The 23,762-nt window shown below is 70.6% G+C and carries 27 protein-coding genes and 1 riboswitch; of the genes, 18 read left to right on the forward strand and 9 right to left on the reverse strand.

Annotation, left to right across the window (positions count from 1 at the left end):
• Nucleotides 1–50: 50 nt before the first annotated feature.
• The 4 genes from ACGFY5_RS37890 (at nucleotide 51) to purD (ending at nucleotide 4,591) form a co-directional block, all read left to right on the forward strand.
• A complete protein-coding gene (locus ACGFY5_RS37890) occupies nucleotides 51–1,532 on the forward strand; it encodes a CoA-acylating methylmalonate-semialdehyde dehydrogenase (RefSeq protein WP_392728390.1) in 1,482 nt (493 codons plus the stop codon).
• Nucleotides 1,533–1,541: 9 nt separating this feature from the next.
• Nucleotides 1,542–2,873 (forward strand): aspartate aminotransferase family protein, encoded by a 1,332-nt coding sequence (locus ACGFY5_RS37895; RefSeq protein ID WP_392728393.1) that lies wholly within the window; start codon nucleotides 1,542–1,544, stop codon nucleotides 2,871–2,873.
• A 109-nt stretch (nucleotides 2,874–2,982) separates the two neighbouring features.
• Nucleotides 2,983–3,327 (forward strand): hypothetical protein, encoded by a 345-nt coding sequence (locus tag ACGFY5_RS37900; RefSeq protein WP_392728396.1) that lies wholly within the window; start codon nucleotides 2,983–2,985, stop codon nucleotides 3,325–3,327.
• A 22-nt stretch (nucleotides 3,328–3,349) separates the two neighbouring features.
• Nucleotides 3,350–4,591, forward strand: a complete 1,242-nt coding sequence (gene purD / locus ACGFY5_RS37905) for a phosphoribosylamine--glycine ligase (RefSeq protein WP_392728399.1) — start codon at nucleotides 3,350–3,352, stop codon at nucleotides 4,589–4,591.
• Between the two features lie 26 nt (nucleotides 4,592–4,617).
• On the opposite strand, the gene ACGFY5_RS37910 is transcribed toward purD, so the two are convergent.
• Nucleotides 4,618–5,316 (reverse strand): hypothetical protein, encoded by a 699-nt coding sequence (locus ACGFY5_RS37910; RefSeq protein ID WP_392728402.1) that lies wholly within the window; start codon nucleotides 5,314–5,316, stop codon nucleotides 4,618–4,620.
• A 145-nt stretch (nucleotides 5,317–5,461) separates the two neighbouring features.
• Between ACGFY5_RS37910 and ACGFY5_RS37915 the strand changes: the two genes are divergently transcribed.
• The gene (locus ACGFY5_RS37915; RefSeq protein WP_392728405.1) at nucleotides 5,462–6,523 is read left to right on the forward strand and encodes a glycoside hydrolase family 6 protein; all 1,062 of its coding nucleotides are present in this window, start codon (nucleotides 5,462–5,464) and stop codon (nucleotides 6,521–6,523) included.
• Here ACGFY5_RS37915 and ACGFY5_RS37920 read toward each other — a convergent pair.
• The gene (locus ACGFY5_RS37920) at nucleotides 6,487–7,701 is read right to left on the reverse strand and encodes an RNA polymerase sigma factor (RefSeq protein WP_392729074.1); all 1,215 of its coding nucleotides are present in this window, start codon (nucleotides 7,699–7,701) and stop codon (nucleotides 6,487–6,489) included. The two genes, ACGFY5_RS37915 and ACGFY5_RS37920, sit on opposite strands and share 37 nt — an antisense overlap.
• The gene (locus tag ACGFY5_RS37925) at nucleotides 7,686–8,066 is read right to left on the reverse strand and encodes a YciI family protein (protein WP_392728408.1); all 381 of its coding nucleotides are present in this window, start codon (nucleotides 8,064–8,066) and stop codon (nucleotides 7,686–7,688) included. Before ACGFY5_RS37925 ends, ACGFY5_RS37920 begins: the two co-directional genes overlap by 16 nt.
• Nucleotides 8,067–8,155: 89 nt before the next feature.
• On the opposite strand from ACGFY5_RS37925, the gene ACGFY5_RS37930 reads away from it, so the two are divergent.
• The gene (locus tag ACGFY5_RS37930) at nucleotides 8,156–8,920 is read left to right on the forward strand and encodes a maleylpyruvate isomerase family mycothiol-dependent enzyme (RefSeq protein ID WP_392728411.1); all 765 of its coding nucleotides are present in this window, start codon (nucleotides 8,156–8,158) and stop codon (nucleotides 8,918–8,920) included.
• A 158-nt stretch (nucleotides 8,921–9,078) separates the two neighbouring features.
• Nucleotides 9,079–9,978 carry a serine/threonine-protein kinase gene (locus ACGFY5_RS37935; RefSeq protein ID WP_392728414.1) on the forward strand — a complete coding sequence of 300 codons (900 nt, stop codon included), beginning with the start codon at nucleotides 9,079–9,081 and terminating at the stop codon, nucleotides 9,976–9,978.
• Here the strand turns inward: ACGFY5_RS37935 and ACGFY5_RS37940 are convergent.
• Nucleotides 9,927–10,631, reverse strand: a complete 705-nt coding sequence (locus tag ACGFY5_RS37940) for an endonuclease/exonuclease/phosphatase family protein (protein ID WP_392728417.1) — start codon at nucleotides 10,629–10,631, stop codon at nucleotides 9,927–9,929. The genes ACGFY5_RS37935 and ACGFY5_RS37940 overlap by 52 nt on opposite strands.
• Before the next feature lie 89 nt (nucleotides 10,632–10,720).
• On the opposite strand from ACGFY5_RS37940, the gene ACGFY5_RS37945 reads away from it, so the two are divergent.
• Nucleotides 10,721–12,175 carry an alpha/beta hydrolase gene (locus ACGFY5_RS37945; protein ID WP_392728420.1) on the forward strand — a complete coding sequence of 485 codons (1,455 nt, stop codon included), beginning with the start codon at nucleotides 10,721–10,723 and terminating at the stop codon, nucleotides 12,173–12,175.
• Here the strand turns inward: ACGFY5_RS37945 and ACGFY5_RS37950 are convergent.
• Together ACGFY5_RS37950 and ACGFY5_RS37955 are read right to left on the reverse strand one after the other, a co-directional pair.
• Nucleotides 12,163–12,603: a DUF4396 domain-containing protein gene (locus tag ACGFY5_RS37950; RefSeq protein WP_392728423.1), complete on the reverse strand. Its 441-nt coding sequence runs from the start codon at nucleotides 12,601–12,603 to the stop codon at nucleotides 12,163–12,165. The two genes, ACGFY5_RS37945 and ACGFY5_RS37950, sit on opposite strands and share 13 nt — an antisense overlap.
• Before the next feature lie 25 nt (nucleotides 12,604–12,628).
• The gene (locus tag ACGFY5_RS37955) at nucleotides 12,629–13,558 is read right to left on the reverse strand and encodes an acetamidase/formamidase family protein (protein WP_392728426.1); all 930 of its coding nucleotides are present in this window, start codon (nucleotides 13,556–13,558) and stop codon (nucleotides 12,629–12,631) included.
• A gap of 131 nt (nucleotides 13,559–13,689) precedes the next feature.
• Between ACGFY5_RS37955 and ACGFY5_RS37960 the strand changes: the two genes are divergently transcribed.
• A complete protein-coding gene (locus ACGFY5_RS37960; protein ID WP_392728429.1) occupies nucleotides 13,690–14,106 on the forward strand; it encodes a RidA family protein in 417 nt (138 codons plus the stop codon).
• A gap of 2 nt (nucleotides 14,107–14,108) precedes the next feature.
• Here the strand turns inward: ACGFY5_RS37960 and ACGFY5_RS37965 are convergent, their stop codons facing one another.
• On the reverse strand, nucleotides 14,109–14,795 hold the full coding sequence (locus tag ACGFY5_RS37965) for a FadR/GntR family transcriptional regulator (protein WP_392728432.1): 687 nt from the start codon (nucleotides 14,793–14,795) through the stop codon (nucleotides 14,109–14,111).
• 50 nt (nucleotides 14,796–14,845) lie between these two features.
• On the opposite strand from ACGFY5_RS37965, the gene ACGFY5_RS37970 reads away from it, so the two are divergent.
• Genes ACGFY5_RS37970 through ACGFY5_RS38000 form a run of 7 tightly spaced genes read left to right on the forward strand, consistent with a single transcriptional unit; the run spans nucleotide 14,846 to nucleotide 21,151 of the window.
• A complete protein-coding gene (locus ACGFY5_RS37970) occupies nucleotides 14,846–15,535 on the forward strand; it encodes an alpha/beta fold hydrolase (protein ID WP_392728435.1) in 690 nt (229 codons plus the stop codon).
• Nucleotides 15,532–15,999, forward strand: a complete 468-nt coding sequence (locus ACGFY5_RS37975) for an MOSC domain-containing protein (RefSeq protein WP_392728438.1) — start codon at nucleotides 15,532–15,534, stop codon at nucleotides 15,997–15,999. The genes ACGFY5_RS37970 and ACGFY5_RS37975 overlap by 4 nt, the downstream gene beginning before the upstream one ends.
• Before the next feature lie 2 nt (nucleotides 16,000–16,001).
• Complete coding sequence (locus ACGFY5_RS37980) at nucleotides 16,002–16,934, forward strand: PDR/VanB family oxidoreductase (RefSeq protein ID WP_392728441.1); 933 nt, start codon at nucleotides 16,002–16,004, stop codon at nucleotides 16,932–16,934.
• 18 nt (nucleotides 16,935–16,952) lie between these two features.
• Nucleotides 16,953–18,110, forward strand: a complete 1,158-nt coding sequence (locus ACGFY5_RS37985; RefSeq protein WP_392728444.1) for a serine hydrolase domain-containing protein — start codon at nucleotides 16,953–16,955, stop codon at nucleotides 18,108–18,110.
• 29 nt (nucleotides 18,111–18,139) lie between these two features.
• The gene (locus ACGFY5_RS37990; protein WP_392728447.1) at nucleotides 18,140–19,861 is read left to right on the forward strand and encodes a SpoIIE family protein phosphatase; all 1,722 of its coding nucleotides are present in this window, start codon (nucleotides 18,140–18,142) and stop codon (nucleotides 19,859–19,861) included.
• A 40-nt stretch (nucleotides 19,862–19,901) separates the two neighbouring features.
• Complete coding sequence (locus tag ACGFY5_RS37995) at nucleotides 19,902–20,633, forward strand: VOC family protein (RefSeq protein WP_392728449.1); 732 nt, start codon at nucleotides 19,902–19,904, stop codon at nucleotides 20,631–20,633.
• Nucleotides 20,634–20,635: 2 nt separating this feature from the next.
• Nucleotides 20,636–21,151, forward strand: a complete 516-nt coding sequence (locus ACGFY5_RS38000; RefSeq protein ID WP_392728451.1) for a DinB family protein — start codon at nucleotides 20,636–20,638, stop codon at nucleotides 21,149–21,151.
• A gap of 129 nt (nucleotides 21,152–21,280) precedes the next feature.
• On the opposite strand, the gene ACGFY5_RS38005 is transcribed toward ACGFY5_RS38000, so the two are convergent.
• Nucleotides 21,281–21,667: a 4-oxalocrotonate tautomerase family protein gene (locus ACGFY5_RS38005; protein WP_392728453.1), complete on the reverse strand. Its 387-nt coding sequence runs from the start codon at nucleotides 21,665–21,667 to the stop codon at nucleotides 21,281–21,283.
• A gap of 60 nt (nucleotides 21,668–21,727) precedes the next feature.
• Here ACGFY5_RS38005 and ACGFY5_RS38010 point away from each other — a divergent pair, with 60 nt between their 5' ends.
• Together ACGFY5_RS38010 and ACGFY5_RS38015 are read left to right on the forward strand one after the other, a co-directional pair.
• Nucleotides 21,728–22,177 (forward strand): MarR family transcriptional regulator, encoded by a 450-nt coding sequence (locus ACGFY5_RS38010; RefSeq protein WP_392728456.1) that lies wholly within the window; start codon nucleotides 21,728–21,730, stop codon nucleotides 22,175–22,177.
• A 17-nt stretch (nucleotides 22,178–22,194) separates the two neighbouring features.
• Nucleotides 22,195–22,264, forward strand: a riboswitch (guanidine-III (ykkC-III) riboswitch).
• Between the two features lie 15 nt (nucleotides 22,265–22,279).
• Nucleotides 22,280–22,594, forward strand: a complete 315-nt coding sequence (locus ACGFY5_RS38015; protein WP_392728459.1) for a DMT family transporter — start codon at nucleotides 22,280–22,282, stop codon at nucleotides 22,592–22,594.
• On the opposite strand, the gene ACGFY5_RS38020 is transcribed toward ACGFY5_RS38015, so the two are convergent.
• Nucleotides 22,591–23,718 carry an ROK family transcriptional regulator gene (locus ACGFY5_RS38020; protein WP_392729076.1) on the reverse strand — a complete coding sequence of 376 codons (1,128 nt, stop codon included), beginning with the start codon at nucleotides 23,716–23,718 and terminating at the stop codon, nucleotides 22,591–22,593. The genes ACGFY5_RS38015 and ACGFY5_RS38020 overlap by 4 nt on opposite strands.
• Nucleotides 23,719–23,762: the final 44 nt, after the last annotated feature.

Raw genomic sequence — 23,762 nt, forward strand, 5'->3', positions numbered from 1 at the left:
GAGTGGTCCAGATCCGGGCGACGGTGGAGGCCCCGACCCGAGGAGCTCTCATGCGCACCGTCCCGCACTGGATCGGCGGCAAGCCCGCCGAAGGCCGGCAATCCGGGCCGGTGTTCGACCCGAGCACCGGTGAGCAGATCGCGACCGTCGCGTTCGCCGCGCAGGACGACGTGAACGACGCGGTCGCCACCGCGAAGGAAGCGTTCAAGACCTGGAAGAAGTCCAGCCTCGCCCAGCGCACCCGCATCCTGTTCGCGTTCCGCGAGCTGCTCGACCGCAACACCGACGAGCTGGCGCGCATCATCAGCCGCGAGCACGGCAAGACGGTTCCGGATGCCAAGGGCGAGGTCGCCCGTGGCCTGGAGATCGTCGAGTTCGCGTGCGGCATCGGCGAGCACATCAAGGGTGACCAGTCCCCGAACGTGAGCACCGGCGTCGACTCGTTCTCGGTGCGTCAGCCGCTGGGCGTGGTCGCCGGCATCACGCCGTTCAACTTCCCGGTCATGGTGCCGCTGTGGATGTCGCCGATCGCGATCGCGGCCGGGAACACGTTCATCCTCAAGCCGAGTGAGAAGGACCCGTCGGCGGGTGTGCGGCTGGCCGAGCTGTGGGCCGAGGCCGGGCTGCCCGACGGTGTTTTCAACGTGCTGCACGGTGACAAGGTCGCCGTCGACGGTCTGCTGACCCACCCGGACGTCGCCGCGGTGAGCTTCGTCGGATCGACGCCGATCGCGAAGTACATCCACGAGACCGCGACCGCGCACGGCAAGCGGGTGCAGGCGCTCGGTGGGGCGAAGAACCACATGGTCGTGCTGCCGGACGCCGACCTCGACCTGGCCGCCGACGCGGCGGTGAGCGCGGGGTACGGCGCGGCCGGTGAGCGGTGCATGGCGATCTCGGTGGTGGTTGCGGTCGGTGCGATCGCCGACGAACTGGTCGAGAAGGTCGCAGCCAGGATCCCGGCCGTGAAGGTCGGTCCCGGCGACAGCCCGGACTCCGAGATGGGCCCACTCGTCACCGCCCAGCACCGCGACAAGGTGCGCGGCTACATCGATGCCGGGGCCGAAGCGGGCGCCACCCTGGTCGCCGACGGGCGGAACGTGGAGATCGAGGGCGACGGCTACTGGGTCGGCCCCACGCTCTTCGACCACGTGCAGAAAGACCAGACCATCTACACCGACGAGATCTTCGGCCCGGTGTTGTCGGTCGTCCGCGTCGAGACCTACGACGAGGCGCTCGACCTCGTCAACGACAACCCGTACGCGAACGGCGTCGCGCTCTTCACCTGCGACGGCGGTGTGGCCCGGCAGTTCGGGCTCGACGTCGAGGTGGGCATGGTGGGTATCAACGTCCCGATCCCGGTGCCGGTGGCCACCTACTCGTTCGGCGGCTGGCGGAACTCGCTCTTCGGTGACGTCCACATGTATGGCGCGGAAGGCGTGCGGTTCTGGACGCGTGGCAAGGTCGTGACGACGCGGTGGCCCGACCCGTCACACCGCGGCGTCGATCTTGGCTTCCCGCAGAACAAGTAGGAGTTCCGAATGAGCAGAACCTACGAGCTCGACCGCGCTCACGTCTTCCACTCCTGGTCGGCGCAGTCGCTGATCAAGCCGATGGTGATCGACGGCGCCCTGGGGTCCTACGTCTGGGACGAAGAGGGAACCCGGTACCTCGACTTCACCTCGCAACTGGTGTTCACGAACATCGGGCACCAGCACCCGAAGGTCGTCGCCGCGATCCAGGAGCAGGCGGGAAAGCTCTGCACCGTGGCACCGGCGTTCGCGAACGACGTCCGGAGCGAAGCGGCGCGGTTGATCGTCGAACGCGCGCCGGAAGGCCTCAACAAGGTCTTCTTCACCAACGGCGGTGCGGACGCGAACGAGAACGCGGTCCGGATGGCCCGACTGCACACCGGACGTCGGAAGATCCTGACGACCTACCGCAGCTACCACGGCAACACCGGCGCGGCGATCCAGATGACCGGTGACCCGCGGCGGTGGCCGAACGACGGCGTCGCCACCGACGTCCACCACTTCTTCGGGCCGTACCTCTACCGGTCGCCGTTCTGGTCGACGACCGAGGAGGAGGAAAACGACCGGGCGCTCGCGCACCTCGAGGCCACGATCCAGCTCGAGGGGCCGTCGACGATCGCGGCGATCGTGCTGGAGTCGATCCCCGGTACCGCCGGCATCCTGGTGCCTCCGGGCGCGTACCTGGCCGGCGTCCGCGAGCTGTGCGACAAGTACGGCATCGTGTTCGTCGCCGACGAGGTGATGGCGGGATTCGGTCGCGCCGGCGAGTGGTTCGCGGTGGACCACTGGGGGGTCGCGCCCGACCTGATCACGTTCGCGAAGGGCGTGAACTCGGGTTACGTGCCGCTGGGTGGCGTCATCATCTCGGACGAGATCGCGGCGACGTTCGCCGAGCGTCCGTTCCCGGGTGGGCTGACCTACTCCGGTCACCCGCTCGCCGCGGCGGCTGCGGTGGCGACGATCAACGCGATGGCCGACGAGGGCATCGTCGAGCACGCCGCGAACATCGGTGAGGACGTCATCGGACCGGGCCTGCGCGAGCTGGCCGAGCGGCACCCCGTCATCGGCGAGGTGCGGGGTCTGGGCGTCTTCTGGGCTCTGGACCTGGTGCGTGACCGCGCCACCCACGAACCGCTGGTGCCCTACAACGCCGCCGGTGCTGACAACGTGCCGATGGCCGAGTTGCTCACCGAGGCCAAGTCCCGCGGTCTGATCCCGTTCGTCAACATGAACCGAATGCACGTCGTGCCTCCGTGCACCGTCAGCGAGGGCGAGGCCAAGGAGGGTCTGGCGATCCTCGACGAGGTCTTCACGCTGGTGGACCGCCACTACAACGGCTAGGTCGACGAGGGGTCGGCCGCGTTGGTGGCTGACCCCTCGTAGTTGGCCGGTAACGACGCGTTAATGAAAAGGTACAACTGATCTGCAATCGGCATGATCTACTCAATAGGTGTCTCTACCGCTGTGTGTGCTCGCGCTCACCCTCGGAACGGCGATCGGCGCGGCACGGGGTAGCTGCCGTTGTGCGTCCGCGCTGGCCGCTCTCGGTGTGGTCTGGATCCTGGCGAACGGCCCGATGGAGGGCCACGTGCTGTGGACGCTCGACAGTGAGCACGGCCTGACCAGCGCGGACCTGTTGACGATCCCGATACTGACGCTCGCCGGGTGGCGGCTGTGGCGCAGCGCTCCGCCGCTCGTCGCCCCGTCCGCTCAACGGAGGGTTACTCGCCGTCGATCGGCTGCCTCGCTCGTCCGGTTGTCCACAGGAGGGCCGGGCGGGGCATCGGGCGACTGACCACGCCACTAGGCTCGTCGCCGTGCGCGTCCTCGTTATCGGATCCGGTGCCCGTGAACACGCTTTGTGTACGGCACTGGCCGCAGACCCGTCTGTCGAGCTTCTCGTCTGCGCCCCGGGCAACGCCGGGATCGCGGCGGTCGCCCAGATCGAGCCGGTCAAGCCGACCGACCCGTACGCCGTCGCGGCGCTCGCCCGGCAGGTCGACGCGGAACTGGTGATCATCGGGCCGGAGGCGCCGCTGATGGCCGGCGTGGCCGACATGGTGCGCGAAGAAGGCATCCCGGTGTTCGGCCCCGACGCCGCGGCCGCGCGGATCGAGGGTTCGAAGTCGTTCGCCAAGGCCGTGATGAGTGCGGCCCGCGTGCCCACCGCCGAGTCCCGCACCTGCGACGACGGTCCGCAGGTGGAGGCCGCGCTCGACTTGTTTGGCGCGCCCTACGTCGTCAAGGCCGACGGGCTGGCTGCCGGCAAGGGTGTCGTCGTCACCGACGACCGGGCCGTCGCGCTGGCCCACGCGGCCGACTGTGGCCGCGTCGTGATCGAGGAGTTCCTCGATGGCCCCGAGGTGTCGCTGTTCGTCATCACCGACGGGGTCACCGCGGTGCCGCTGCTGCCGGCGCAGGACTTCAAGCGTCTCGGTGACGGCGACGAAGGTCCCAATACCGGCGGCATGGGTGCGTACACGCCGCTGAGCTGGCTGCCCGGCGGGTGCGTCGACGAGGTCATGCGGGCTGTGGTCCACCCGACGCTCAAGGACCTCGCGAGCCGCGGCACGCCGTTCGTCGGCGTTCTGTACGTCGGGCTGGCCATCACGTCGCGCGGGCCGCGGGTCATCGAGTTCAACGCGCGCTTCGGTGATCCGGAGACGCAGGTCGTGCTGGCGATGCTGGAGACGCCGCTGTCCGGGCTGCTGCACGCCGCGGCTACCGGTGCGCTGGCCGCGCACGCGCCGCTGACGTGGCGCGAGGGGTCGGCGATCACCGTGGTCATGGCGTCGGCCGGGTACCCGGGCACCCCGCGTACCGGGGACGTCATCACCGGCGCCGACCAGCCGGGGGTGCTGCACGCGGCCACCGCGCGCAACGACGCCGGTGAGCTGGTCACCAGCGGGGGCCGTGTCCTGTCGGTCACCGCGGTCGGCGCCGACCTCCCCGAGGCCCGGGCCGCCGCGTACACGAAGCTCGACTCGATCAGCTTCGACGGCGCCCAGTACCGCACCGACATCGCCGCCAAGGCCGAAGCGCAGGAAATCTCGGTCTGACCCGCCGCGCCGAGCCGGCAGAGGGGTCAGTCGGTCGCGGACGCCGCCCAGCTCCCGTCGTTGCTCACGGTAATGCGGTAGGGGAGGTCGGCGCCGTCGTCGAAGCGCACCAGGCACGCGTACGTCCCGACGCCGAGCGGGTCGACGGTGTCTTCGATGCAGGTCGCGCCCGTGACCGTCCCGTCGGCGGACGTGGTCGACGTCAGCTGCTGCTCGAGTTCGGTGGTGGTCATGACGGTCGAGGTCGCGTTCAGGTAGAGCGGGACGGTCACCGCGATGACGATGCCGAGGATCAGCGTCCAGACCGCGAAACTCGCGACCAGAGTGCCGGCGAAGACACCCCAGTAGCGGCCGCCGGGTAGTCCCAGCGCGCGGGCGTCGCTCGACCGGCGGGCAGCGGAGATCGCGCCGAAGATGCCGAAGAACATCGTGAAGACCGCGACCGGCCAGGCTTTGGGACCGTCGATGGACGGCCAGGCCGGAGCGGACGAGTAGTCGTAGCCGTAACCGGGGGAGTCGAAGCTCGGAGGAGCGGCGTGCGCGCCGTAGGAGTCGGGGATCGTGGCCGCGCCGCGGCTCCACGCACCCGCCATCGCCGGCGCGGGATGCGGAAGCGAGACCGCCGGGGACACCGGCGCCTCCGCCCCCGGTTCCACGTGGAACGCCGGAGCGGGCACAGCATCGGTCAGCGGGGAGGGCGTCGGCTCGGTGCCGGGATTGGTCATCGGGTTGGCTCCAGGAACGGGAGGGGCGGTGCACCGTTCGAGTCGGCCTCGCGGGCCCGAGCGTCACTGGTTCGCGCCGACCGCTCCCGTCCCGCACCAGAGCAAAAACCGTCAGGAACTCGCGCGTCGGACCGATGTTCCACGCATGCGGACGCTCGCCGGACGACACAGTGGCGTGGCGATCCTCGCCGCGACGGCGTTCGGTCTCGCCACCCTCACCGCGGGCGAACGAACCAACGCGCGGCTGGAGGAGACGCTCTCCGCGCCGGGCAGTCCGCTCACGGTGGCCGCGGCCGGTGCGAGCCCGGAGACCCAGCAGACGATCGTCCGCGCGCGGGCGCTCTACACCGCCCCGGGGAGTGCGGCAGCCGTCGCGCTGGCCAAGGCACCGCGTTCGCAGACCCGCACCCGCTCGTTGCTCGGCAAGATCGCCAACCAGCCGCAGGCGGTCTGGTTCGGCGACTGGCTCACGCCGGCGAAAGCGCGTTCGCAGGCGACGACGCTGGTCAAGGCTGCGAAGAAGACCAACAAGCTGTTGCCGGTCGTGCTCTACAACATCCCGTTCCGCGATTGCCACGGCTACTCGGCCGGCGGGGCGAAGAGCGACACCGCGTACCGCGCGTGGATCGACCAGGTCGCGGCCGGGCTCGCCGGTGGGAAGGTCGTCGCGGTCCTCGAGCCCGACGCCCTGCCCCACCTGGATTGCCTCACCACCTCCCGGCAGGCGGCCCGGCTGGCGTTGCTGCGCTACGCGGTCACGCGGCTGACGAACACGTCCGGTATCGCGGTGTACATCGACGCGGGCCACAGCGCGTTCAAGTCGGCCGAGACGATGGCTGCCCGCCTGGAGCAGGCCGGTGTCGACCGCGCCGCAGGGTTCGCGCTCAACGTCGCGAACTTCCGTGCGACGGCGGACGAGGTCGCGTACGGCCGCGACATCTCGCTCCGCGCGGACAATGCCCACTTCGTGATCGACGTCAGTCGCAACGGCAACGGGCCGTGGAGCGGGACGCAGAGCTGGTGCAACCCGCCGGGCCGTGCGCTGGGGTCCCGGCCCACGACGTCGACGGGGGATCCGTTGCTCGACGCGTCGCTGTGGATCAAGACGATCGGGCTGTCCGACGGGGCGTGCCGCACCGGCGCGCCGAAGGCCGGCATCTGGTGGCAGTCCTACGCGTTGGGCCTGGCCACGCGGGCGCGCTGGTAGAGGAACGCCTTCTCCGCCTCGTTCGCGGTGAGTTCGGCGGCTGCCTCGTACGCGGCGACCGAGTCGGACGTGCGGTCGAGGCGGTGCAGGAGGTCGGCGCGGACTGCGTGGAACAGGTAGTAGTTCTCCAGCGGCAGTTCGTCGACCAGTGCCAATGCGGCCGACGGCCCCTCCAGCTCCGCGATCGCCACCGCCCGGTTGAGCGCGACGACCGGCGTCGGCGTCATCGTCATCAGCAGGTCGTAGAGCTGGCGGATCTGGCTCCAGTCCGGAGGTGGTCCGTCGGTGTGCGCAGCGCTGATCGCGGCCTGCACCTGGTACGGACCGGGCTGTCCGCGGCGCAGGCACTGCCGCACCAGCGCCCGGCCCTCGTCGACCAGCGTGGCATCCCAGCGCGTGCGGTCCTGCGCGGTCAGCGGCAGCAACGAGCCGTCGGCGGCGACCCGCGCCTCCCGCCGCGACTCCGCCAGCACCATCAGCGCGAGCAGACCGCGCGCCTCCGGCTCGTCGGGCATGAGCTCGACCAGCAGGCGGCCGAGCCGGATCGCCTCCGCGCACAGCTCCGCCCGCACCAGGGACGCGCCCTCGCTGGCCGCGTACCCCTCGTTGAAGACGAGGTAGACGACGGCGAGCACACCGCGGAGCCGGTCGGGGAGGTCGGCGTCGCGCGGCACGCGGTACGGGATCCGCGCGGCGGTGATCTTCTTCTTCGCCCGGGTGATGCGGGCGGCCATCGTCGCCTCGGGCACCAGGAACGCCCGGGCGATCTCGGCGGTGGTCAGGCCGCCGAGCAGGCGCAGCGTCAGCGCGACCTGAGCGGCGGGGGCGAGCGCGGGGTGGCAGCAGGTGAACACGAGACGCAGGCGGTCGTCCTGCACGGGGCCCACCTCCTCCGGCGGCGTCGGGTCCATCAGTTGGAGCGCCTGCACGTGGCGGGCGTCCCGGGTGCTCTCCCGGCGGGCGCGGTCGATCGCGCGGTTGCGGGCGGTCGTGATGAGCCAGCCGGCCGGGCTCGGCGGTATCCCGTCGGTCGGCCAGCGCCGCACCGCGGAGGCGAACGCGTCCTGGACGCACTCCTCCGCGGTGTCGATGTCGCCGCAGACGCGGACCAACACCGACACCGCGCGCCCGTACTCGGCGCGGAAGATCGCGTCGATCTCGTTCAGGACTTCGCCCAGTAGAACGGCCGGACCTCGATCGGCAGCCCGATCGCGAGCGTGGTCCGCCGGCCCCAGCGCAGGGCCTCGTCCAGGTCGTCGACCTCGATGATCGTCAGGCCACCGAGGTACTCCTTGGCCTCGACGAACGGGCCGTCGGTGACCAGCACGTCGTCGTTGGCCAGCGAACCGCTCGGCAGGAGCCCGCCGGTCGCCCGGACCACTGTGGCGGTCTCCTGCGCCTCGAGCCCACCGGAGAACAGCCACACGCCGGCGTCCTTCATCTCCTGTTCGTTCTTCGCGACGCGCTCCATGATCGCCGCGAGAGCGTCGGGCTCCGGCGGGGTGCCCTCGGGCTGGTACACGCTGAGCAGGTACTGCGGCATGGTGGCCTCCGATTGTTTAGTGGATGCCGACTACACGAACGGACTCGAGCCGAATCGACAGTCTCACCCGCACGCGATATATGTCGGTCATGAGCGCGCCGGACATCGAGACTCCGATCAGCGCCCTGGCGCGGATCGACCACATCGAAGCGATGGACCTGACGGTCGTCGAACACGACCGTTTCCATGCCCAGATCGACGCCCTGGAGCCGGACGACTGGGAACGCGCCACCGACTGCGCGGGGTGGAGCGTCCGGGACGTGGTGGTGCACGTGCTCGGATCGGCGCGCGCTCAGGCGTCGCCCAAAGAAATGGTGCGGCAGGTGCGGGCCGGACGCCGGAGCGGCGCGAAGCGCTGGCGTGACCGCGCGAACGCGACCCAGTTGGCGGAGGGGGCCGAGCTCACGCCGGCCGGGTTGCCGGACGCGTGGGCGACCGCGTCGTACCAGGCGCTCCACGCCCGCCAGCGGATTCCGAGCGCAGTATTGGGATTGCCGCTGCTGCCGCTGGGGGTCGTCGACGGCATGCGCTTCGGTTGGAAGCCGGTCGGTTACCTGTACGGGATCGGGTTCACGCGCAGCGTCTGGATGCACCGCATGGACGTCGCCCGGGCAGTGAACACGGAGCCACACCTGAGCCCGGAGCACGACGGGCGGATCGTGGCCGACCTGGTCGCGGAGTGGGCGACGACCCACGCGGAGCCGTTCACGCTGTGGCTGACCGGTCCGGCCGGTGGCAAGTTCGAGCGCGCGTCGGGGCCGGTGACCGAGCTCGATGCGATCGAATTCGCCCGCACCCTCTCGGGCCGGGTCGACGGCGAAGGCTTACTCCGCCACCGCCTCCCGCTGGTCTGAGAGGGACTCGAGTGACGGAAGTCAACGAGCTGAATGCCGTTCTTTAAAAGAAGCTAGTAGCAGCGTGAACTCCACATTCGTGTCCTGGTGCATTGGCAGTCGCCATTTACCGTTGATTAGCGACAAGTGCGGGCCCTGGTATCCGGTGGGGGAAGCCGATGCGGCTCATCGCAGGACGGTACGAATTGCAGAAAGAGCTGGGCGCCGGCGGCATGGGGGCCGTCTGGCTCGGTCACGATCAGGTGCTGGGTCGGTCCGTGGCGATCAAGGAGATCCGCCTCGCCGCGACCGGCGCCACGAAGCTCACCGCTGCTGCCTTCCGGGAAGCGCGCGCCGCGGCGGCGCTGAACCACACGCACATCGTTCCGGTCTACGACGTCGTGGAGTACCGCAGCCGGCCGTGGATCGTGATGCTCGCGGTCGAGGGGCTGACGCTCCAGCAGCGTGTGCAGGCCGACGGCCCGATCGACCCCGACGTCATCGCGGCGGTCGGCGTCAACCTGGCGTCGGCGCTGGACGCCGCGCACGGGCAGGGCATCGTCCACCGGGACGTGAAGCCGTCGAACGTCATGCTGGCCCAGGACGAACACCCGTGGCTCGTCGACTTCGGAATCGCCCAGCCACGCAGTTGCGGAACGATCGACGAGACGTCTGCCCTGGTCGACGGGCCGCCGATCATCTCCCGCGCGGCCAAGGGAAGTGCTGGCTACGCGGCGCCCGAGCAGGTGCGCGGCGACCCGCCCGAGCCTCCCGTCGACGTCTTCGGGCTCGGCGCGACGCTCTACTACGCGGTCGAGGGCGAGCACGCGTTCAGCGGCGACGACGCCTGGGCCACGCTGATGGCGCCGCAGTTCGAGACGCCCCGCCGCCCGCGGAGGGCGGGCCGGCTGGGGTCGATCCTGCTGCGGATGATGGCACGGCAGCCCGACGAGCGCCCGACGCTCGAGGAGGTGCAGACCGCCCTGCGCCTACCGCCGCGTCGAACCTGCTTCCCCCCGCGGCGGCGTCACTCCGGTGCGGCTCCGCTCGGAGTCACGGTGGCGACCAGCGCTCGGTGATCTCCCACACCCAGGATCCGCGTGTGCAGTGACTCGACGGTGAGCCCCTGCGTGATCACGTAGTCGATCGTCCGGTCGGGGTGGCGCAGCGGGAACGTGTTGAGCCCGGCGGTCGCGCTCCAGCCCGCCTCTTCGACGGCGGGCACCACGACCGAGGGGGGCAGGTTCAGGTCGCCCATCAACAGGTGCGGGCCCGGCCGACGGCGCAGGACGTCGATCACGGCCGCCAGCTGGATCTCGGCGAGCGCGGGCCGGAAGTCCAGGTGGGTGACGCCGACCGACAGCGTCTCGCCGGCAGCGTGCACGTGCGCCAGGATCGCGACGCGCTGCTCGGCGCCCTCGTACCGGGACGTCTGCGGCAGCAGCACGACTTCGCGATCGCCCAGGTCACCGTCGACGAGCAGCGCGTTGCCGTACTCGCCGCCCTCCATCTCCATCGCGGCGCCGAAGCACGACTGCATGCCGGTCTCCTCCGCAGCGAGCGCGGTGAGGTCGGTGCCGCCGGAGCGGGTCGTGCACCGGTCGACCTCCTGGAGCGCGATCACCGAGGCGTCGAGTTCGGCACACGCCTTGCCGAGCAGGCCGGGCTCGACGGTGCCCGCCTCGGTTCGCCCGTGTTGGATGTTGAACGTCGCTACGACCACGGAACCCATACCGAGCGCTTACCCCGTAGATGGGCGACACATGTTTGGGACACGGAACGGGTAGCGATGCCTCAACCCCTGCATCAGGAGAGGACGCGATGGCTCTGCCTTACCCCACGCTCCCCGGTGACGTCGACCGGGCGGTCGCTGACGATTTCGCCGTCGTCCTGCGCCTGCTCGAGCACCTGGAGAACGTCGCCGGTGACCGTCGGACGCTCGCCGACCAGCTCGTGCACCGCTACACGTCGCTGTCGGTCGGGCTGGAGCAGGTCGTCTTTCCTACGTTCAAACAAAGTGCCGCTGTCGACGACGCGCTGAGCGCCCAGCACGCGGCCAAGGAGCGGCTGGCCGTGCTCGAGGCCGCCGAACCGGGCGAGGCGGAGTTCGAGCAGGCCTTGCTGCGCATGATCGAGGGCACGCGGCTGCACGTCGCCGAGATCGAGGGTCAGCTGCTCCCGGCGCTGCGCTCGTCCGGCGTCGACCTGCGAGCGCTCGGCGACCAGTATCTGGAGGCCCGGCGTCGGGCGCCCGGTCACGCGCACCCGGACGCGCCGGAGTCGCCCGCGGCGTCGAAGATCGTCGCGAAGGTCACGTCGGTGATCGACGGGCTGCTCGACCGGTCGTCCGGCCGGGTCGAGCGGCTGGCCACCGATGCGTCAGGCCTGCTCGACTCCGACGCCCAGCGGGTGGTCGACGCGTACGCGCAGCTCCAGCCGCGTCCGCTCGACACGCTCACCCCGGAGGAGGCGCGCGAGCAGCCGACGTTCCGCAACGTCATCTCGGTGCCGGCGTCCGACCCGGCCGAGCGGCGGACGATCGCCGGTGTGCCGACGATGGTGTTCCGCCCGATCGGCGTGGAGACCGTGCTGCCGATCGTCGTGTTCGCGCACGGCGGCGGCGGTGTGGTCGGGGCCGCGGTGAACACCACCGCCCAGGCGCTGTGCGACCAGCTGGACTGCCTGGTGGTGAGCGTCGACTACCGGCTCGCGCCGGAGCACCCGTTCCCCGCCGCACACGACGACGTCCGTGCGGTGCTGGAGTGGGTGCTGGCCAACGGCGCCGAGCTCGGTGGCGACCCCGCCCGGGTGATCGCGGCCGGCGAGTCGATGGGTGCGAACCTGGTGGCCTCGGCGGGTGACCTCGGGCCGGCGGCCCAGCTGCTGCTCACGCCGCTGACCACTGCCAGACAGGACACGCCCTCCATGGAGGACGCTGCCGACGCGGCGCTGCTGGACCGGCCCACACTCGACTGGTTCCTGACGCACTTCTTCGCCGACCCCGCCGACGCGCTCGACCCCCGGTTCGCGCTGCTGGAGGCCCCGGCGGAGCAGCTCGCCGCGATGCCGCCGACGCACGTCGTCACCGCCGAACGCGACCCGCTGCGGGACCAGGGTGAGCTGTTCGCCGCGCGGCTGGCCGAGGCGGGCGTCCCGACGACGCTGAGCCGGTACACGGGGGTGCCGCACGCGTTCTTCGGCCTCGGCGCCGACGTGCAGGCGTCCGTGCAGGCCCAGCTCGACGCGGCAGGAGCGCTTCGTCGCTACATCGAGTGATAGGAATGCACCACTGCATGGCCACGGCCCCGGCTGATCATCCAGCGGTTGACCGGAGTCGTGACCAGGAACGCGATCAGCAGCGAGAAGGCCAGCGAGCCCCAGAACAGCACGCTGGCCAGCCCGGCGTCCATCGCGCCGGGTACCGCGAGCACCACGCCGTTGTCGACGATCTCCATCACCGCGATGGAGACGGTGTCCGCGGCGAGCGCGACGCTCAGTGCCTGCCGTAATGTCACCCCGGCCGCGAGGACGCCGCGAATCGTCAGCGCGTAGCCGAAGACGAACGCGAGCGCGATCGACAGCACGACAGTGGCCGCGTTGTGCCAGCCCAGTGCTGTTCCGATGACCATGCCGAGCACCTCGCCGATCGCGCAGCCGGTGAGGCAGTGCAGCGTGGCCTGTAAGGCGGGCCGCCAGTCGCTCATGGAGCGAATATACCCCTCGGGGGTACTAGCCGACCATGGCGGCCAACGGGAGATAGGCCCCCACGACCCAGTTGGGCGCGTCGACGACCTCGCTGATCTTCAGGTCCACGAGCACGCTGCAGAGCAGGTACGCGTCCACCGGGCCGAGCCCGTACTCGCGACCGAGGTGGTCGATCATCGCCCGCACCGCGTCCCTGGCGGCCGTCATCAGGTCGGGCCCGACGCCGGTCGTCGCGTACCAGCCGGCGTCTTCGAGCCCGGCCCGTAGCGGCCCGGGGGTCTGCAGCTGCGGACCGGGGATCGACCGGCCCTTGTGCAGGCGGACGCGGATCTCGCCGGAGGCCGACGCCTCGATCGCGCTGACACAGACCTCGCCGTCCCCCTGAGCGGCATGCGAATCGGCGAGAGCGAGCCGCGCGCCCGGCGTCTGGACCGGTAGGTAGAGCTTCGTTCCGGCGACCAGGTCACGGCAGTCGAGGTTGCCGCCGAAATGGCCGGGCGGCAGGACCGGCTGGGGCTCCACGACGTCCGGACAGACACCCATCACGCCGAGGAACGGCCGGATCGGAATCCGGGCGGCCCCCTTGAAGTCGGCGTGGCTGCCGGACGACAGGTCCCACCGGTGGAACGCGGAATCCGGGAAGTCGTCGGCGAGCAGGCCGAGGCCGGGCACGATCGCCGTCCAGCCCCAGTCGACCGGCGTGACGTCGACGACTTCGACCTCGAGGACGTCACCTGGTTCGGCATCGGCGATGAGAATCGGCCCCGCCATCGGGTAGACGGCGTCCCAGTCGAGGTCGGGCACCGAATCACCGGTGCTCAACTCGTCGAACTGCCCGCCGAGGGCTTCCTGGACGAAGAACCGCACCGAATCCCCGTCGGAGACGGTGACGGCAGGTTCATGGGTGGTGGACCAGAGTCGGTGCGGTGGGCCGGTGAGTTCGTGCGTGGCCATACGCGATCCCCGGGGTCAGCAGGTCATCAGATGACTGGAGAGTTTCCGCGCCGGGGTGGGTCGTGTCAATGGAGTCTTGACACCGCTCCAACTTGTCTGATGACCTGATGTCCCCGACCTCGGAGTGCGCGATGGCTGTGCAGCGAATCAACCCGCCCACGTTGGCCGCTCCCGTGATGGACCTCTACTCCCACGTCGCGGTGTCGTCACCGGGAGCCCGGCTGGTGGCGATCGCCGGTCAGGTCGCTCTCGACGAGGCCGGCGCGCTCGTCGGCGCGGGCGACCACGGGCTCCAGGCAGAGCAGGCCTTCCGCAACTTCCGCCTCGCGTTGGAGGCCGCCGGTGCCACGCCGGCCGACCTCGTGAAGTACACGATCCACGTCGTGGGCTCCTCGCCGGCGCTGATCGAGCCGGTGTTCGGAGCCGGTCGGCGGGTCTTCGGCGACGACTGGCCACTGGTGCCCAGCACCTGGCTCGGCGTCGCGGCGCTGGGCCTGCCGGAGTGGTTGATCGAGATCGACGGTCTCGCGGCCGTTCCGGGCGCGTGAGGTCAGCGCTCCCGCTCGAAGAGCGCGACGGTCTCGTCGAGATGGGCGGTCGTTGCCGCGACCGCCGCGTCGGCGTTGCCGGCCTCGATCGCGTCGAGCAGCACCTCGTGCCGGTCGTTCGCCTGCTGGGGCACGACGATGTCGGCCACCACGCCGAGCGCTCCTTCCAGCGGGGGGCGGAGCGCCCCGTACATCTCGACCAGCACCGAATTGCCGGTGGCCTCCGCGGTGACCTGGTGGAAGACCGAGTCGGCCGCGATGAAGGCCGGGAGGTCGCCGGCCTCGGCGTACCGACGGCAGTCCGCCAGTGCGTTCCGCAGACGTTCGACGTGCCGGCTGGTCCGCCGGGCGGCGGCCAGCTGCGCGATGAGAACCTCGAGTGCCCGCCGCACCTCGAACACCTCCGGCACCCGGGCCGCGGCGAGCCGTGCCGGAAGCCCCGGGTCCTGCGCCACGAACGTGCCGCGGCCCTGCCGGGTCTCCAGCAGGCCGGTGTGCGAGAGCGCGCGGATCGCTTCCCGCAGAGTGGAGCGCCCCACCCCGAGCCGTTCGGCGAGCTGCGGCTCACTCGGCATGCGGTCGCCGACCGTGAGCCCTTCGTGCTCCACGAGCTCGCGCAGGCTCGCGATGACCTGATCGACGAGGAGGCGGCGCGTGGGCATCGCGATCTGCCGCCGGTCCTCGGTCACGCCGCAAGGTTACGACAGGGGCCTTCCACCGACCGTCGAGGAGATCCGAGATGACCACCTACGTCCTCGTCCATGGCTCCTGGTCGGGCGGCTGGAGCTGGGAACACGTCCGGCCCCGGCTCGAAGCCGCGGGCCACCGGGTACTCGCGCCCAGTCTCACCGGCCTGGCCGACCGTGGCCATCTGGCCGGGCCCGAGATCGGGCTCTCCACCCACGTCGCCGACATCACCAGGCTCCTGCAGTGGGAGGACCTGACCGACGTCGTCCTGGTCGGCCACAGCTACGGCGGCATGGTCGTCACCGGAGTCGCCGCAGAGGTACCGGAGCGGCTCGCCCACCTGGTCTATCTGGACGCGTTCCGCCCGGAGTCGGGCCAGTCGGCATTCGACGTCCTCCCGGTGCTCGAGGGGATGTTCGGCGATCCGCCGCCGGAACATCCGTGGGGCTGGTCGATGATCGACGTCGGCGTACTGGGCATCACCGATCCCGGAGAGGTCGCGGCGCTGACCGACCGCGCCACTCCCATGCCCGTGCTGACCCACCGCGAGAAGCTCGGGGCCTCGCGGCACCGGGTTCCGACCATCTACGTGCAGGGCGCGGCGTCACCGCTGTTCGACGCCACCGCGGCCAAGGCAGCCGCGGACGGTGCCACCGTGTTGACGTGGTCCGACGCCGGGCACGCGCTCCCGCTCCAGTTCCCCGAGCGGGTGGCCGGCGTCCTGTTGGAGCTGGGCTCGTGAGCTGGCGCGGCACGCTGCTGGCGATCTACACCGCCGAGATGGCCTCGGTGGAGATGACCGAGCGCTCCGAGGCGCGGCTGCTCGCCGGCGTCGGCATCGAAGGCGACCGGTACGCGACCGGACGCGGTCACTACTCCTACCTCCCGCACGAAGACCGGCAGGTCACCCTCATCGAGCAGGAGACGCTCGACGCGCTGGAGCGGGACCACCAGCTGACGCTGCGCCCGGAGGAGACCCGCCGGAACCTGTTGACCCGGGACGTCCCGCTCAACCACCTGATCGGTCGGCAGTTCCGGGTCGGTGACGTGGTGCTGTACGCCGGTCGGCTCAACGTCCCGTGCACGTACCTGGAGGATCTCCTGGACAAACCGGTGTTCACGCCCCTGGTCAACCGGTCCGGCCTGAACTGCCGGATCGTCACCGGCGGTGTCATCCGCCCCGGCGACGTCGTCGAACCGGTCTGACCATGGCGCCGAAACTGTTGATCAAGGTGCGTCTGGTCGAGGTCCGCGACGAAGCGGAGGGAATCCGGTCGCTGACGTTCGTGCCGGTGACGAGGCCCGACCTGCCGCCGTGGCACGGGGGTGCCCATGTGATCCTGCGGTTGCCGGACGGCGTCCGGCGCAGCTACTCGCTCTGCGGCGACCCGTCGGACCGCGGTACCTACCGGGTGGCGGTGCAGCGGGAGCCCGACAGCCGGGGTGGTTCGGAGTACCTGCACGCCGCGGCCCACGTCGGAGACGAGTTCTACCTGACCCACCCGCAGGACGACTTCACGCTCGCTCCCGACGCGTCCAGGCACATCCTGATCGCGGGCGGGATCGGGATCACGCCGATCCTCGGCATGCTCCGCGACCGACCGTCCGGGACGCGCACCGAAGTGCACTACTGCGTGTCGACGTCGAGCCGCGCGGCGTTCCTGACCGAGGTCAGGGAGCTCGCGGATGCGGTGACCCTCTACCCGTCCGACGCGGGACGGCGGCTCGACGTGTCGCGCCTGCTCGCCGAGCACACGCCGGGTGACCACGTGTACTGCTGCGGGCCGGCGTCGCTCGGCGACGCGGTGGAGGCGGCGGCAGCGCACTGGCCGGACGGCACGGTTCACCGGGAGCGGTTCGTCGGCGCCGCTCCGGAGCGCGGTGACCCGTTCGACGTGGAACTCGTCGCCAGCCGCAAGACGTTGCACGTCCCGGCCGATCAGACGTTGCTGCAGGTCCTGCGCGAGGCCGGAATCACCGTCGACAGCTCCTGTGAGGGCGGTCTGTGCCGCTCGTGCCGGGTGGGCGTCGTCGCCGGGACGCCCGTCCACCGGGATCTGGTGCTCTCGGACTCCCAGCGCGAATCGTCGATGCTCGCCTGTGTATCCCGCGGGGAAGGGGTGCTCCGTCTGCTGTTGTGACCTGAGAAGCTGTCTCGTATGGCGGAAGTGACGACGATTCAGGTGTCGGACGTGCTCGCCGCGTATGTCGCGGGCGGGAACGCGCCCGGGGCGCTGGCGCTGGTGAGCCGTGGGGACGAGGTGACCGTCCGGATCGAGGGCTCGGCGGACGTCGAAGGTACGAGCCCGTTGCGCCGCGACACGATCTTCCGGATCGGTGCGATGACCGTACCGATCGTCGCGGCCGCCGCGTTGATGCTGGCCGAGGAGGACCGGCTCGGCCTCGACGACCCGGTGGACCTCTGGTTGCCCGAGCTCGCCACGCGGGAGGTCCTGCGTTCCTGGACCGCTGAGATCGACGACACGGTGCCGGCGAAGTCTCCGGTCACGCTGCGGCATCTCCTCACGAACACGTGGGGCTTCGGCCTGTTCTTCGGTGCCGGGGACGCGCCGCTGCGCCGGGCGGCCAACGAACTGCGCGTGCTGAACGGTCCGCCGATCCCCGAGCACTCCGACAGCCCCGACGAGTGGCTGCGGCGGCTCGGCGAACTCCCGCTCGTGCACCAGCCCGGCGAGGGCTGGATGTACAGCGTCGGGGCGGACGTGCTGGGCATTTTGCTCTCCAGAGCGTCCGGACAGGCTTTGGAAGTGTTCTTGCAGGAGCGGGTGTTCGACCCGCTGGGGATGGTCGACACCGGTTTCGCAGTGCCGGCGGAGAAGCTCGACCGGGTGCCGCCCGCGTACTCGCGCGACCCGCGCGGCGGGGAACTGGACGTCTACGACCCGGGGTCGTGGGGCAGCGAGTGGCGGGAGCGGCCGGCGTATCCGTCCGCTGCGGGCGGGCTCGTGTCCACCGCGGACGACCTGCTGGCGTTCGGCCGGCTGCTGCGGAGCGGCGGACGTGCGAACGACGAGTGGCTGCTGACCCGGCGGTCGGTGGCCGCGATGACGACGGACCAGCTGCCCCCGGCGGCCAGGGCGAACGCGCGCTTCTTCCCGGGATTCTTCGAGGATCACGGCTGGGGGTTCGGCCTTGCGGTGACGCCGTCCGGGCGTTTCGGCTGGGACGGTGGGCTCGGGACGTCGTTCTGGGTCGATCCGGCGTCGGACACGATCGGGATCTTGCTGACGCAGCGCTCCGGAATGCTTGTGCAAACTGAGCTGTACCGGGACTTCTGGGCTGTTTTGGACGCATGAATTTGCTGCTCAGCGGTATTAAAAGCAAGGTGACCGAACTTTCGTCCGAGCGCCGGCTGGACGCTCTGGGGCGAACCGGCCTGGACGCTGCCGCTGACGCGATGTTCGACCGGTTCGCCGAGATGGTGCGCACCGTGCTCGACGTTCCCGTGGCGCTGGTTTCGCTGGTCACCAGCGATCGGCAGATTTTTCCGGGCGCGTGCGGGCTCGGTGACCCGTGGGCACAGGAGCGCGAGACGCCGCTGAGCCACTCGTTCTGCCAGCACGTGGTCGCCAGCGCGTCGCCGCTGGTGGTGGTCGACGCCCGGGTCGATCCGCGGGTGGCGGGCAACCTCGCGATCGACGACCTGGGTGTCGTCGGGTACGCGGGGATGCCGCTGACCGACGCAGACGGGCTGGTGCTCGGCTCGCTGTGCGCGATCGACACCGCGCCCCGGAACTGGACCGAACGCGAGCTCTCGCTGCTCGACGGCCTGGCGGCCGCTTGCTCCGACAGCCTCCGGCTGCGGATCGCGTCGCACCTCGTCGCGGAGTCGTTCGCGCGGAGTCGGCTGCTGCTCAGCGCCGCGTCCGCGCTGGCCGCCACGACGACGCTCGACGACGTCGTCACCACGGTGCACGAGCTGGTCACGACGATGCTCGACCCGGCGTACGTGGGCATCTCGGAACTCGCGCCGGGGCGGGAGGTGGCGCTGGCGTCGACCCAGTTCCTGCCGTCGCACCTGGCCGAGCGTTGGACCCGCTACAGCGAGGACGCCCGGACGCCCTCGGCGCTGGCGGCGAGCCTCGGTGAGGTCGTGCTGCTGCCGGACCTTTCTTCCGTGGCGGCCCGGACCCCCGACGCGCTGTCGACGTTCGAGGAACTTGGCTGGCAGGCGGCGGCCAGCTGGCCGCTTCCCGGGCCGCGCGGCCCGATCGGCTCGCTGACCTTCGTCTGGAAAAAGCCTTTCGTTCGCGACGCCGATCAGCAGGCGATGTTGGGCGCGTTGGCGGGGTACGTGGCGCACGCGGTGACGCGGGCCGGGGTGTTGGACGATCGGCGCACGGCGGCGGCGACGATGCAGAAGGCGCTTCTCACGCCCCTGCCCGCACATGCGGATCTGAGGATGGCCGCGCGATACGCCCCGGCGCACCACGAGAATCACGTCGGCGGTGACTGGTACGACGCGATCGCGTTCGACGGCGGGCGGCTCGCGCTGGTCATCGGCGACGTGGTCGGGCACAGCGTCGAGGCCGCCGCGACGATGAGCCAGTACCGGAGCACGCTGCGGACGCTGATCGTCGACCGGCAGGAATCGCCGTCGTGGGTGCTGCGGCGGCTCGAGCGCACCGGGATGGCGCTGGGCACGTCGGGGCTGGCGACCGTGCTGCTCGCCTACCTCGACCCCGCTCCGGCCGGCGGGTACACGCTGACGTGGTCGAACGCGGGGCATCCGCCGCCGACGCTCGTTTCGGCCGGCTCGGCGGAATTGTTGCCCGGAACGGACCCGCTGATCGGACTGGCGCGTGACCTGGCCCGGCGTGACCACTCGGTGACGCTGCCGCCGGGGTCGCGGCTGGTGCTGCACACCGACGGCCTGGTGGAGAGCCGCACGATGCCGGTCGACGTCGGACTGGAGCGTCTCGGAGAGCTGCTGGCGTCGCACGCGGACACCGATCTGGGGGAGCTGGCCGACCTGCTGATCGACACCGCGGTGGCCCAGGGACACGACGATGTGGCGCTGCTGCTGGTGGCGACGCCTCATACATAGCTGACTTGTTCTGTCAGTGGTCGGGTGCAGGATGGCGGGCATGACTGGAGTGGGACGTCTGGAAGTAATCGCCTTCGACGCGCCTGACATCGGGAAGATCGCGTCGTTCTACGAGGAGCTCGCGGGCTGGCGGATCGTCCGCACCGACGACGACTGGATCGCGATGCGTACTCCTGAAGACAAGGAGGTCGCGTTTCAGCGGGCGGCCGACCACGTGCCGCCGCAGTGGCCCGGGCAGGAGCGTCCGCAGCAGTTCCACCTCGACCTGCTGGTCGACGGGTACGAGCAGGCCGCGCAGCGAGCGGTCGAGCTCGGCGCCACCCACCTCGCCGACGGCGCGACCTGGATCACGCTCGCCGATCCGGCCGGGCACCCGTTCGACATCTGCCAGCGCGACGGCGTCGGCCCCGCGATGGATCTCTACGCGGTGACGATCGACGCGCCGGACGCGTCCGCGCTGGCCCGCTTCTACGCCGACCTCACCGGCATGGAGGTCACCTACGACGGCGAGTACGGCGCGCAGATCACCGGCGTCGGGTACCGAGGCATCGAGTCCAACCTCATGTTCCAGCCGGTCAGCGCCTTCACTCCGCCGCAGTGGCCGGATCCGGGGCACCCGCAGCAGGCCCACCTCGACATCGCGGTGGAGAACGTGGCCGACAGCGAGGCGAAGGTCGTCGAGCTGGGTGCGACGCTGCTCAACCGCGACCCCAACGGCTTCACTGTGTTCGCCGACCCGGTCGGTCACCCCTTCTGTCTCACGGCGCCGTGAGGGTGGAACCGCCCATCGCCGGCACCGAGGCCGAGACCTGGCTCGGCTCGCTGGACCGGCAGCGGGCCACGCTGCTCTGGAAGTGCACGGGCCTCGACGCGGAAGGCCTGAACACGACCGTGGGCGCGTCCACGATGACGCTCGGCGGTCTGCTCAAGCACCTCGCGCTCGTGGAGGACCAGTACTTCACCGTGCGGTTGCGCGGTGGTGACTACCCGGCGGTGTGGAGCTCCTACGACGGCGACGGCTGGGAGTGGCGCTCGGCCGCCGACGACTCACCCGAGGACCTGATCGCGCTGTGGAAGGGCGCGGTCGAGCGATCCCGGGCGGCGGTCGCGGCGGCGCTCGAGGAGGGTGATCTCGGGCAGCTGACGAAGTGGAAGTCCGACAGCGGGCACCAGCCGAGCCTGCGCCGGGTCTTGGCCGACCTGCTCGAGGAGTACGCGCGCCACGTCGGCCACGCCGATCTGATCCGTGAGGCGGTCGACGGCCTCGTCGGTGAGGACCCACCGGGGTGAGTGACTTCGCTCGGCTGCGCGGTGTGCTCGCGGCGCATGTCGACACCGGCTACACACCCAGCGCGCGGGCTATCCGCCGCTGTCGAAGGTCTATCTCGACTTCTGGACCAGTGCGTATGCGGCGTTGGACTAGGGGCTGACCAGCACGCCGGCGACGGCGGTGCGGCCGTCGGGGGCACCGACGAACTCGATCTCGGTGCCCTCGCGGACGCGCTCACCGATCACCGAGGCGATCGCGTCGGTGATGCCGGCGGCGAGTGTGGCGAGGATGTCGGGGCCGTCCGGGCGGCTGAACACGCCGTCGCGGATGCCGAACGTCACGCGTGGGGCCGGGCTCGCTGCCGGCTTGCCGCCGATGCCCCAGCGTCCGGGCGGGAACCCGACGAGTTGGACGACCGCGATGTCTCGTGCCCAGGTGCCGTAAACGGCGACGATAGCGTCGGTGATCGCGGTGATGAGGTCGGCTTCACGGCCGTCCAGGTCGCTGTCGAGCGCGTGGACGAGGAGGTGCGGCACGACTGCTCTCCTTTGATTCCAAATTAGCTTTGACTGCAAAGGTATTGAGGAGGCGGGGCTGTGTCAACGGATGACGCCGTCCGCGAACTGCTGCTCGTGATGCCGCGAGTGATCGGCCGCATCAAGAAGATCGCGCCGCCCGAGCAGCTCCGGTCGGCCGAGTTGGCGCCCCGGCATCTGTCGCTGCTGTCGTTGTTGCTGCTCGACGGGCCGCAGACCGTGTCGCAATTGGCCGAGCGGCTCGGGGTCGCGCCGACGACGGTGAGCCTGATCGTCGGCGAGCTGAGCCGGAAAGGGGTGCTCGATCGGCGCGAGGACGAGAACGACCGTCGCCGGCGCATCGTCGACATCGCTTCGGACGTGCGGCCGGCCGTGGAGGCGTGGCTCCAGCCGGGAGCGGCGGCCTGGCGGACGGCGTTGGCGCCGCTCAGTGCGGCTGAGCAGCGGATGGTGGTCGACACGTTCCTGGCGTACGAGGCGGCGACGGGCGTCACAGCCGATGACGCGTGAACGTTGCTACGGTGTTAGGTGACGCCGCAATCGTGGTGATCCCGGACGAGATGCGTGTCGTACCCGGCCTGAAAAGACGACCGCCGTCGAGGTGAGTCCGTCATGGCGTGGCTGGTATTGGTCGTTTCCGGGGTGCTGGAGACCGTCTGGGCGATTGCGCTCGAGAAGAGCTCTGGGTTCAGTCGGCCGCTACCGACTGTGGTTTTTGCGGTCGCGGTGGTGCTGAGCATGGGAGGGCTGGGGTATGCGCTCCGGTCGATTCCGGTGGGCACCGGGTACGCGGTGTGGGTGGGGATCGGCGCGGTCGGGACCGCCGTGGTCGGGATGGTGGCGCTCGGCGAGTCGGTCAACTTGCCGCGCATCCTGTGCCTACTGCTGGTGATCTGCGGCGTCGTAGGCCTGAAGGTCTTCCACTAGGCACCGGTCACGATCGCTTGGCGTAGGCGGTGGAGGGCTTCCAGGCGGGCGCCGGTGAGGGATGGTTCGGTGAGGACGCTCGGGGGGCGGATGGGGGCGTGGCGGGGCTGGCGCTCGGTGGCTGTGGTGATCGCGTCACGCAGCGCGGGGTGACTACCCCAGGGGCCGCCGACGATCACGTACTCCGGGTCGGCGAGCGCGAGCAGCGCGGCGAGTACGCCGCTCACCGCTTCGCCCAGGGCTTCGTGGGTGGCCGGGGCGGCGGCGAGGAGGCGGTCGACGTCGATCGCGGTGGAGTCGGGTTGCCGTAGACCCATCGCGTCGAAGACGTCGATGAAGCGGGCGGCGCGACCGTCCGGGCCGGTCGTGAGCAGGTGCGCGACCTCGCCGGCCAGGCCGTTCGCGCCGCGTCGTACCTCGCCGTCGCTGACGATCGCGCAGCCGAGTCCTTCGCCGAGGAACAGGTACGCGAAGTCCGCGGTGCCGTCGCGCTCGGCCCGCGCGGCCCAGTTCACGTCATTGTCGACGACGATCGGCCCGTCCACGAGCGGCCCCAGCACTTGCAACGGATCGAGCTCCCCGAGCAGGAACGGCGAGTCCGGCAGATGGATCATCCGCCCGGTCCCCCGATCAACCGGATCAGCAGCACTGACCACCCCCAACCGCACCCCACGGTCCTCCGCCCCATGGGCCCCTGCGGCAGTCGCGGGCGCTGTCTCCGCGGCCGCGGCCGCGGATGCCGCTTCGGCGGCGGCTCGGAGGGCGGTGGCCACCATGTCTGGGCGGGCGGGACGGGTTACTGGGTGCTCGGCGCGGGATACGACGTCGCCGTAGGCGTTGACGCGTTCGGCGACCACCCCCTCGGGCGCGATGCTCACCGCGAGCGCGGTGCCCACCCCGGAAGCCAGCGAGTAGTACGTGCCGACGCGCCCGCGCCCCCGCCCACCCGGCGTGCGCTCGCCGGTGTCCACGATCAACCCGGCGTCACTCAGCCGCCGAACACTCTCCCCGGCGGTCGGCTTCGAGATCCCGGTCTCGATCGCCAACTCCGCCCGCGTCAACCGACGACGCTGCATGAGCGCACGCAGCACGTGCTCATCGGTCACCGAACGCACGAGCTCCATCGGCTCCACGCCCCCGATCCTAGACAGGACCCTTGTCTAGAACG

Origin of the sequence: Cryptosporangium sp. NPDC048952, from assembly GCF_043197895.1 — a bacterium.
In the GTDB taxonomy this organism is placed as follows: domain Bacteria; phylum Actinomycetota; class Actinomycetes; order Mycobacteriales; family Cryptosporangiaceae; genus Cryptosporangium.

What these genes read in the sequence shown, in the direction of transcription:
- ACGFY5_RS37890 (WP_392728390.1), top strand. Translation starts at nt 51, where the DNA reads ATGCGCACCGTCCCGCACTGGATCGGCGGCAAGCCCGCCGAAGGCCGG.
- ACGFY5_RS37895 (WP_392728393.1), top strand. Translation starts at nt 1,542, where the DNA reads ATGAGCAGAACCTACGAGCTCGACCGCGCTCACGTCTTCCACTCCTGG.
- ACGFY5_RS37910 (WP_392728402.1), bottom strand. Translation starts at nt 5,316, where the DNA reads ATGACCAATCCCGGCACCGAGCCGACGCCCTCCCCGCTGACCGATGCT.
- ACGFY5_RS37915 (WP_392728405.1), top strand. Translation starts at nt 5,462, where the DNA reads ATGCGGACGCTCGCCGGACGACACAGTGGCGTGGCGATCCTCGCCGCG.
- ACGFY5_RS37925 (WP_392728408.1), bottom strand. Translation starts at nt 8,066, where the DNA reads ATGCCGCAGTACCTGCTCAGCGTGTACCAGCCCGAGGGCACCCCGCCG.
- ACGFY5_RS37930 (WP_392728411.1), top strand. Translation starts at nt 8,156, where the DNA reads ATGAGCGCGCCGGACATCGAGACTCCGATCAGCGCCCTGGCGCGGATC.
- ACGFY5_RS37935 (WP_392728414.1), top strand. Translation starts at nt 9,079, where the DNA reads ATGCGGCTCATCGCAGGACGGTACGAATTGCAGAAAGAGCTGGGCGCC.
- ACGFY5_RS37940 (WP_392728417.1), bottom strand. Translation starts at nt 10,631, where the DNA reads ATGGGTTCCGTGGTCGTAGCGACGTTCAACATCCAACACGGGCGAACC.
- ACGFY5_RS37945 (WP_392728420.1), top strand. Translation starts at nt 10,721, where the DNA reads ATGGCTCTGCCTTACCCCACGCTCCCCGGTGACGTCGACCGGGCGGTC.
- ACGFY5_RS37950 (WP_392728423.1), bottom strand. Translation starts at nt 12,603, where the DNA reads ATGAGCGACTGGCGGCCCGCCTTACAGGCCACGCTGCACTGCCTCACC.
- ACGFY5_RS37955 (WP_392728426.1), bottom strand. Translation starts at nt 13,558, where the DNA reads ATGGCCACGCACGAACTCACCGGCCCACCGCACCGACTCTGGTCCACC.
- ACGFY5_RS37960 (WP_392728429.1), top strand. Translation starts at nt 13,690, where the DNA reads ATGGCTGTGCAGCGAATCAACCCGCCCACGTTGGCCGCTCCCGTGATG.
- ACGFY5_RS37970 (WP_392728435.1), top strand. Translation starts at nt 14,846, where the DNA reads ATGACCACCTACGTCCTCGTCCATGGCTCCTGGTCGGGCGGCTGGAGC.
- ACGFY5_RS37980 (WP_392728441.1), top strand. Translation starts at nt 16,002, where the DNA reads ATGGCGCCGAAACTGTTGATCAAGGTGCGTCTGGTCGAGGTCCGCGAC.
- ACGFY5_RS37985 (WP_392728444.1), top strand. Translation starts at nt 16,953, where the DNA reads ATGGCGGAAGTGACGACGATTCAGGTGTCGGACGTGCTCGCCGCGTAT.
- ACGFY5_RS37995 (WP_392728449.1), top strand. Translation starts at nt 19,902, where the DNA reads ATGACTGGAGTGGGACGTCTGGAAGTAATCGCCTTCGACGCGCCTGAC.
- ACGFY5_RS38015 (WP_392728459.1), top strand. Translation starts at nt 22,280, where the DNA reads ATGGCGTGGCTGGTATTGGTCGTTTCCGGGGTGCTGGAGACCGTCTGG.
- ACGFY5_RS38020 (WP_392729076.1), bottom strand. Translation starts at nt 23,718, where the DNA reads ATGGAGCTCGTGCGTTCGGTGACCGATGAGCACGTGCTGCGTGCGCTC.